Origin of the sequence: Streptomyces viridochromogenes (assembly GCF_001270495.1) — a bacterium.
Lineage (GTDB): Bacteria > Actinomycetota > Actinomycetes > Streptomycetales > Streptomycetaceae > Streptomyces > Streptomyces viridochromogenes_A.
Map to the genome: position 1 here is coordinate 1 of NZ_LGUR01000090.1, position 695 is coordinate 695.

The window sequence follows — 695 nt, forward strand, 5'->3', positions numbered from 1 at the left end:
CCTGCCCCGCCGGGTGGCGCTGAAGTTCCTGCCCACCGGCACCCGCACCCCACGCCAGCTACGCCACCTCCGCGAACTGGCCGAACGCGAGGTAGAGCTACTGGAGCGCCTCCGCGCACCCCGCCTCATCCGCATGTACGACACCCTGACCGTCGACGACCCGGACCACCCCGAACTCGACGGCGCCACCGTCATCGTCCTGGAGCGAGCCGAGGGCTCCCTCGACGCCGTACTGACACACGACCCCAAACCCGAATCAGCCCCGGCCCTCCTCGCCCAGATCTGCGAGGGCCTCCACCAGCTCCACCACGCCGGCTGGATCCACGGCGACCTCAAACCAGCCAACGTACTGCTGATGAAAGACCACTCAGTACGCCTGGCCGACTTCAACATGGCCGCCGAACTCCAAGGCACCCACGCCTACGCCCCCGCCTTCGCCACACCCGACTACACCCCACCCGAACTACAGTGGCCCGAAATCGACGAACGCGGCACCCGCATCCGCCCCACCGCCGACATCTGGGCCTTCGGCGTCCTCGCCCATGTCGCCCTCACCGGCTCCTTCCCACTACCGGGCGGCAGCACAGAGGCACGCACAGACGCAGCCACGCGCTACGCCCGCGGCACCGAGGAACTACGCCTCTCCCCCGAACTCCCCGAAAACTGGCGGGAGATCATCACCGACTGCCTCGCCC

1 protein-coding gene is annotated in these 695 nt (G+C 68.8%); it reads left to right on the forward strand.

Features of this window, described 5'->3' with window-relative positions; translation table 11 throughout:
• The coding region (locus ADK36_RS10060; protein ID WP_159391106.1) for a protein kinase domain-containing protein at positions 1-695 on the forward strand (695 nt) is incomplete at both ends.